This is a genomic window from Paenibacillus pabuli NBRC 13638, from assembly GCF_001514495.1.
GTDB lineage: Bacteria > Bacillota > Bacilli > Paenibacillales > Paenibacillaceae > Paenibacillus > Paenibacillus pabuli.
This window is the reverse complement of the sequence record NZ_BCNM01000046.1, coordinates 1-8,269: the sequence shown is the minus strand read 5'-3', so window position 1 is coordinate 8,269 and position 8,269 is coordinate 1. Positions and strand designations below refer to the sequence as shown.

Annotated in this window: 2 protein-coding genes; both read left to right on the top strand. The window is 49.6% G+C overall.

The features are described from left to right. On the top strand, positions 1 to 3,159 hold a 3,159-nt coding region (locus PPA03S_RS31700; RefSeq protein WP_157284477.1), incomplete at its 5' end, for an SDR family oxidoreductase. Between the two features lie 114 nt (positions 3,160 to 3,273). Further along, a partial coding sequence (locus PPA03S_RS31695) for a beta-ketoacyl synthase N-terminal-like domain-containing protein (RefSeq protein ID WP_062330008.1) occupies positions 3,274 to 8,269 on the top strand: 4,996 nt, incomplete at its 3' end.

Genomic DNA, 8,269 nt, shown 5'->3' with positions numbered 1-8,269 from the left:
ACCAAGGTGCTGCTGCAATTGCAGCATGGGGAGCTGGCGCCGTCCCTGCATGCGCAGCAGACGAACCCGCATATTGACTTCAGTCAAACCCCGTTCACGGTTCAGCGGGAGCTGGGCAGTTGGGAACGTCCGAGGGTGGACGGTCAGATCGTACCGCGACGGGCAGGGATTTCCTCGTTTGGTGCAGGTGGAGCGAATGCTCATCTCATTTTGGAGGAATATCGGGAACCCGACCTGGCGGGCGAAAAGGCGAACGAGCTCAACGAGAAAAATGAGCAAAACGAACAAAATGAAGTACCGGAAATGATTGTGCTGTCAGCGAGGAACGAGGAACGGCTGGTCGCTCAGGCTTGTCAGCTGCGGGATGCACTTCGCATCGGGCAGAGTAGCTGGAGTGTAAGGGAGATCGCCTATACGCTGCAAACCGGACGTGAAGCGATGGAGGCTCGGCTGGGCGTGCTGGCGCAAACGGTGGATGAACTGGTCACCAAGCTGGACCGTTATGTGGAACAGGCCAGTCAGGCAGTACCGGAAGGCAAAGGGAGCCAGTATTATCAGGGAAATGTGAAGCAAGGGCAGGAGAATCCGGGTTGGTTAACCGATGAGGAAGATATGAAAGAGAATGTGAAGCGTTGGCTGTCCCAGGGACGTTATGAGCACATATTGGACGCGTGGACACGAGGGGCAGCGATCCAGTGGATGGAGCTATACGGGGAAAACAGACAGCAGCATCCGCGTCGAATCAGTCTGCCGACGTATCCGTTTGCTGCCGAACGTTACTGGGTACCTGAACCTCCTGTCACAGTAGAACAGAGAATCAAAGTACCACAACATACAGGCGTACCTATTTTACATCCGCTTGTACATTGCAATACATCCAGCTTTGGCTTGCAACGATATGCCAGTACGTTTACGGGCGAGGAGACGATTTTGGCCCATCATCAGGTTCATGGAGAGAAATGGCTTCCTGGTACGGCCTATCTGGAAATGGCCAGAGCGGCGGTTCAGCAGGCAATTGGATTTCTCGACAATTCGCTGCAGGTACGCTGTATTCAGAAAGTCACATGGATGACGCCCCTGCAGGTTGAGCAGCGCGTTGATGTTCTGATCGAGCTTAAACAGCAGAATGATGAAATCGTAGGTTTCGAGATATATAGCTTCACTCATGGATCTGAGCCGCTCAAACGAACACATTGCAAGGGTTCTGTTCTGCTGGGGGGAATACAGGCATCCGTTCAACCCACCGGAAATAAACCTTGGCTGGTTGAGAAGGCAGAACGTGTCCTTACAGGTAAGGACTGTTATTCCCTGTTTGACGGATTGGGTCTATCCTACGGGCCCGCCTTTCAGGGACTTACACAGCTGTTCATCCAGGATCATCAGGTTTGGGCACAGTTGCGGTTGTCTCCGGCAGCCGGACACACAGAGCAATATGTAATGAATCCATATTTGCTTGATGCGGCGTTCCAGACCTCCATGGGTCTTTTGCTGAAGCAACATGTGGAGGAGGGCCGAAATGCTGATTCAGTGCCACTGCCATTTACACTAGATCAGCTGGAACTCTTGCATCCTTGCACAGAAGAGATGTGGGTGCGAGTCCAACGGATGGATTACCCTTCTGGAGCACAGGGGCTGATCAAGTTTGGGATTGAAATGTATAGTCCGGACGGAAAGTTATGCATTCGAATGACAGAATTGGCATGTAAAGCTCCGTCAGCGGAAAGGCTTCCTTTATTTCAAAATCCGTTGACGACCCAGGGTACACCCCCTGTTGGACATGTTCTGATGACACCTGTATGGAGTGTATTTACGCCCGAAGAGACAGCGCTATCATTACCAGCTAGTAACAAGGTGCTCATCATCAGTGACAACGATACAAGCCATAAAGAAGCCCTGAAATTATATCCGGGTGCAATGCACATGATGCCCCAGAATAGCCTAACCGGTTGGAAGGACAGCCTGTCGGAGTTTGCTATTCTGGATCATATCGTATGGCAGGCTCCATCTCCCGGTAATGTTAGCATGGCAGATCATTCGATTGTTGAGGGACAGAAGCAGGGAGTGCTTCAGTTATTCAGATTGATCAAGAGTCTGCTAGAGCTTGGTTATGGTAACCGAAGCTTGAGTCTGACCATCATTACGACCAATGCGATCCCCACCTCCCCGGTGGACGAGATTAACCCTACTCATGCAAGCATTCATGGTTTTGCGGGCTCTTTGGCCAAAGAGTACTCCCGGTGGAACATAAAGCTGCTCGATCTGGAACATGAGGTTGAATGGGTCGAGACCCAAATGCAAGAACTTCCTTGGGACGCCCAAGGAAATGCCTATGTGTACAGGGATAACGAGTGGTTTCGCCAGGAGCTGCTCCCGGTAAACGTGCACAATGAACATGCCATCCAGCATGCTTATCGTCAAGAGGGCGTATATGTGGTCATCGGCGGGGCAGGTGGTATTGGGCAGGTGTGGAGTGAATACATGATCCGGCAGTACAATGCGCGTATTATCTGGATCGGGCGCAGGGAACCGGATTCGATCATTCAACATGGTCTGGAGCATTTGGCATCCCTTGGCAGTGCTCCCGAGTACATTGTGGCAGATGCAACAAATGGACATTCCCTCCAGATGGCCTATGAACAGATCAAGAGAAGACATCCCCATATTCATGGCGTGATTCATTCAGCGATCGTACTGCAGGATCAGAGTATCGCCAATATGGAGGAGGAACGTTTTCGGGCTGTCTTATCTGCAAAAGTCGCTGTAAGTGCAAGCATGGCTCAGGTATTTGGACAGGATGACCTCGACTTCATGCTGTTTTTCTCATCCTTTAATTCGTTCACCAGATCCCCTGGGCAAAGCAATTATGTGGCTGGCTGCACCTTTAAGGATGCGTTTGCTCATCAGCTTGCAAGGGAGCGTGCCTATGATGTCAAAGTCATCAATTGGGGCTATTGGGGAAGTGTGGGGAGTGTATCCTCGGAAGAGTACAACATCCTTATGAGCAATGCCGGTATCGGTTCCATTGAAGTACCTGAAGCCATGAAAGCGTTGGAAATTCTTTTGACAGGATCACTGGATCAACTGGGACTTGTCAGAACGACCAGACCTCTTTTTATGCAAGAGCTGAACTTGAACAAAGTTGCATCCCTGAATGTGTAACAGAACGATGTGTTGACAGGGTGCATGAAAACCGTTTGGCACGGTATGGGGGGAGCAGCAGAACATAAATGTTTCTGATGAATGGGCATCTGCCACCACAGGGAGGTTAAAACAATGGATGATCAGGTGTATATTCCGATTACAAAACATATTCCCGAGGGACTTCGCAGTGAGACAGATCAGTTACACGGGTGGCTTGTCGCATTATTGTCAGCGGAATTAAAGGCAATGGGGTTATTTGAAAAAAGGTATTCCAGCACCAGGGAATGGTTAGAGAAAAACGGGATACCCGTTTTGTTTCATCGCTGGATGGAAGAGACACTTGCTGTGTTAGCCAAAGAAGAGGGGAATAGCGCTGCGGGTGGGCAAACCGCTACTACCTTCGAGAATGTGTGGCAGAGATGGGATGAAGTTAAACAGCAATGGCTGCAACAGGGCCACCTTCGAGCTCAGGTCCTTTTGGCAGAAACGGCATTAAAACACCTGCCTGATATTCTTCGGGGCCACAAGCAGGCAACGGATGTTCTTTTCCCCAATTCAAGCATGACACTTGTCGAGGGCATATACCAGAACAATCCCATCGCCGACTATTTCAATGAGGTTCTGGGATCGCAACTTATAACAATTATTGAAGAAAAAAGAAAAAAGAATGCAACCATCCGGTTGAGAATCATTGAATTTGGCGCGGGTACAGGTGGAACCAGTACCCCTGTGCTGGATAAGCTCAGACCGTATGCGCAGCACATTGAGGAATATTGTTATACAGATATCTCTTCCTCTTTTCTGTTGCAGGCAGAGCAGCGTTATGGGAATGAGCACCCTTATGTGACCTACAGAAAAATAGATGTTACTAAACACCTGCCTGAGCAATCGATTGATGAAGCTGTCTATGATATAGCAATTGCGGCCAATGTGCTGCATGCTACACCCCATATTCGTCAAACCCTAAGACATATCAAAGCAGCGCTCAAAAAGCAGGGGCATTTACTTTTGAACGAGATAACCGCTAATACACTTTTTGCCCATATTACATTTGGTTTGCTGGAGGGCTGGTGGTTATACGAAGATGAGACGCTGCGTATTCCGGGCTGCCCTGGTCTCACACCTAAAACATGGAAAAAGGTGCTTGCTCATGAGGGGTTCAGAAATGTTCGCTTTCCGGCATTGAACGCTGAAGAGTGGGGGCAGCAAATCGTTGTATCCCAAAGTGACGGCATCATTATACACGAAATAAAGCAGAGCCCTGTATCTCATCCTGTACAGACACAAACAAGAGCGATTCCTGAGATGGAGTTGAAGCCCAGTTCGTCCCCGGTGATGGAGACTGGATACATGAAACATCAGCCGCCGGCAGGGGATATTTCTGATCATGTAATCCGCGATCATATTATTATGGTCATCCGGGACAGCATAGAGACATCCCTTAAGATGAGCCAGGACCGGATTGACAACCATCAAAGCTTCTCTGAATACGGCGTCGATTCGATTGTTGCCGTGAATCTGGTCAATCTCATTAACGAGCGATGTGGAATAGTGATGCAGACTACAGTGCTGTTCGATCATAATACGGTCCATGCCTTAAGCAAGCACATGCTGGAGCAATATCGAAAAGAGATTGTGGCGCATATGCTGCCTAGTCGGGCTGATATACCTCCACAGAGGAAAGATGACGAACAGGCTATCATTATAGACATGCGTGATAATCGTAGGGCTGAGAAACCTGCTGTGCATAAAAACGAGGAACGGTTGCCAGTCCAGGATGAGTGGACGAATCCTAATTCGACTTGGGCAAGCACAATGGTTGATATCGAAAAGCTGGGATCTAATTCGGAAGGCGCATATTATCGATTGCTGCTGGAGAAACCTGGAGAACTGGATGAGCTTCAACTGATTCAGGATCAATCGCGTTCACTCCAGTCAGACGAAGTGCAAATTGCTGTGCATGCTTTTTCACTTAATTTTGGAGATCTGTTATGTGTAAGAGGGCTATATCCAACCATGCCCCTTTATCCGTTTACCCCCGGCTTTGAAGTCAGCGGGGTCGTCGTTCAAACAGGTTCCGAGGTCACAGACCTTCGGCGCGGTGATGAAGTGATTGCCATGATGGGTGAGCAGATGGGTGGTCATGCCAATATGGTGATCTGTCCGGTAGCTCATGTTGTACCCAAACCGAAAAGATTAACATTTGAAGAAGCATGCTCACTACCAGCCGTCACCATGACCATGCTTGATGTGTTCCAAAAAGCCAAACCGCAGCCAGGTGAAAAAATATTGATTCAGACGGCAGCCGGAGGGACAGGTCTTATTGCTGTACAGTTGGCCCAGCACTATGGTCTGGAAATCTATGCCACAGCCGGTTCAGATGTGAAACTAAACTATCTGCAACAGCAGGGTGTGCAACATACCATTCAGTATGTGGAGCAGGATTTTGCCGAGGAGATTCGCCGTCTTACGAACGGGCAAGGTGTAGATATTGTCATCAATACTTTATCGGGTGATGCGATTCAAAAGGGGATGGCTTGTCTTGCTCCCGGTGGCAGATATATTGAAATTGCCATGACTGCCCTCAAATCAGCCAAAAGTATTGATTTATCCTTATTATCGAACAATCAGGCGTTCTACTCGGTAGATTTGCGACGGATGGCTTTTCGTGATCCTTCTATAATTCGAACCTATATGAAGGAAATGGCGATCCTAATTGACCAGAACATCGTTCGTCCGACGATATATGCCACCTACCCTTTTCAGCAAGTGAAAGAAGCATATAAGGCTATGGGAAACCGCAGTAATATAGGAAAAATTGTGGTACATATCCCTGAAGCTCAACGCTTTAAGCCGTATTCTGCTAAGCCATGGGAGCAAAACGTTGTGGTAGAAGAGGCCACAATGGATCAAGAAACACCTTCCGTCCGGGAGGAAATAGCGATTGTTGGAATCAGTGGCCGATTTGCACAAAGTCGCAATCCTGAGGAGTTATGGCAACATTTGCAAGCCGGGCATGATCTGATTGGAGAGGTGAACCGTTGGGATCTGGACGCTTATTACGCTGATCAGCATTCCTATTGTCGACATGGCAGCTTTATAGAGGATTTTGATCGTTTCGACCCTCTGTTTTTTAACATATCCGGTGTGGAAGCCACCTATATGGACCCGCAGCAGCGCATTTTTTTGGAAGAGTCCTGGAAGGCGCTTGAAGATGCCGGTTATGCTGGCAAAAAGGCCGAGGGCCTTCAATGTGGTGTCTATGTAGGGTGCAGCGGCATGGATTATCAAAGCATATTTGGACATGAGGGCCCTCCGCAGGCTTTCTGGGGGAACGCCAATTCGATTGTGCCTGCGCGCATCGCCTATTACCTGAATCTGCATGGTCCGGCCATTACAGTGGATACAGCCTGTTCCAGTTCTTTGGTGGCCATTCATCTGGCCTGTCAGGGGTTATGGTCCGGCGAGACGAATATGGCCCTTGCTGGAGGCGTATTCATCCAGTCCACCCCTGGATTCTACATTGCTTCCAATCGAGCGGGAATGCTGTCTCCAACAGGAAGATGTCATACCTTTGATGAAGCGGCAGATGGTTTTGTTCCGGGAGAAGGTGCAGGGGTGGTTATCCTGAAAAGGCTCAGGGAGGCGCTGGCTGACGGGGATCAGATTTACGGAGTCATTCGAGGGAGCGGAATAAACCAGGATGGGTCCACCAATGGAATTACTGCTCCCAGTGCGAAATCCCAGGAACGGCTTGAGCAGAGCGTATATGAGACTTTTAATATTAATCCTGAACACATCCAGCTGGTCGAGGCTCATGGGACAGGGACCAGGCTGGGAGACCCGATTGAGTTCAATGCATTGACACAGGCGTTCAGAAAACATACGGACGAAAAACAGTTCTGTGCGATCGGCTCGGTAAAAAGCAATATCGGTCATACGGCCACGGCAGCCGGAGTAGCGGGTTTGTTTAAAATTATGGTGGGGATGCGTCATCAAAAAATAGCCCCCTCCATTCATTTTCATCAACCCAACAGCCAGATCGCCTTAAATGACAGCCCGTTCTATATCCCTACAGCCACGATGGAATGGAAAGCCGGATCAAGTGGCAGAAGATGTGCTGCAATCAGTTCATTTGGTTTCAGTGGTACGAATGCCCATATGGTCATTGAGGAGGGACCGCTGCGATCCAGACCGTCCAAGCCGATGCCGGGGTATTTGATTGTACTTTCCGCTCGTACCGCCGAACAATTGCGTCAGCAGGTTGAACAATTCACCGCCTACGGAAGACAATTGCCAGAAATGGATTGCGGCAACCTGAGCTACACCCTGTTATTGGGACGCAAACATATGGATTTCCGCCTCGCCTGTGTGACCCGAAGTCTGAATGAAGCGATGACTTTACTTCAACGCTGGTTGGATAAGGGAAGTGCACCACAGGTTCGGGTTTCACAAGGAACACCGGACACTTCACGTGAGCACTCCTCATTGCAGCGATATGGGAATGAATGTTTGCGGAGCTGCCGGAAGACGACACATGCAAGCGAGTATTTAGATCATCTGGGTACTGCAGCGGATCTGTATATCCAGGGATATGAACTTGATTATAATCTGTTGTTTGAGCAGGGTCACTATCGGACCATTTCACTACCCACCTATCCATTTGCCAGAGAGCGGTATTGGGTGGAGCACGAAGAAATGAATCAGTCAGCGGTAACAGAAAAACCAACCACGGTTAAACCATCAAATGAAAGCTTATTACTGCACTCTACGCTGCACCACAACCGTTCGGATCTGCTGCGAGGCCAGTGGTACAGCAGTCAGTTCAATGGCAAAGAGCCTTTCCTAAGCGATCATGTGGTGCAAGGGCACAAGCTGCTTCCAGCTGTCGTTCAGCTGGAAATGGCCCGGGCAGCAGTGGCGCACGCAGCGAATTGGCCTCCGCGCACGCATAGTCTGCTGCTGCGCCATGTAATGTGGAGCAGGCCGCTCGTCGTTGGGGAGGAGCCTGTGGAGGTTCATCTTGCACTTGAGGCCGAGGCAGATGGGAGCCTGTCCTATGAAATAGGGGCAGTGTCATCACATGAGGGGGCAATCGAGTCTGGCGACGCGGGGTATAGCCAGGGAC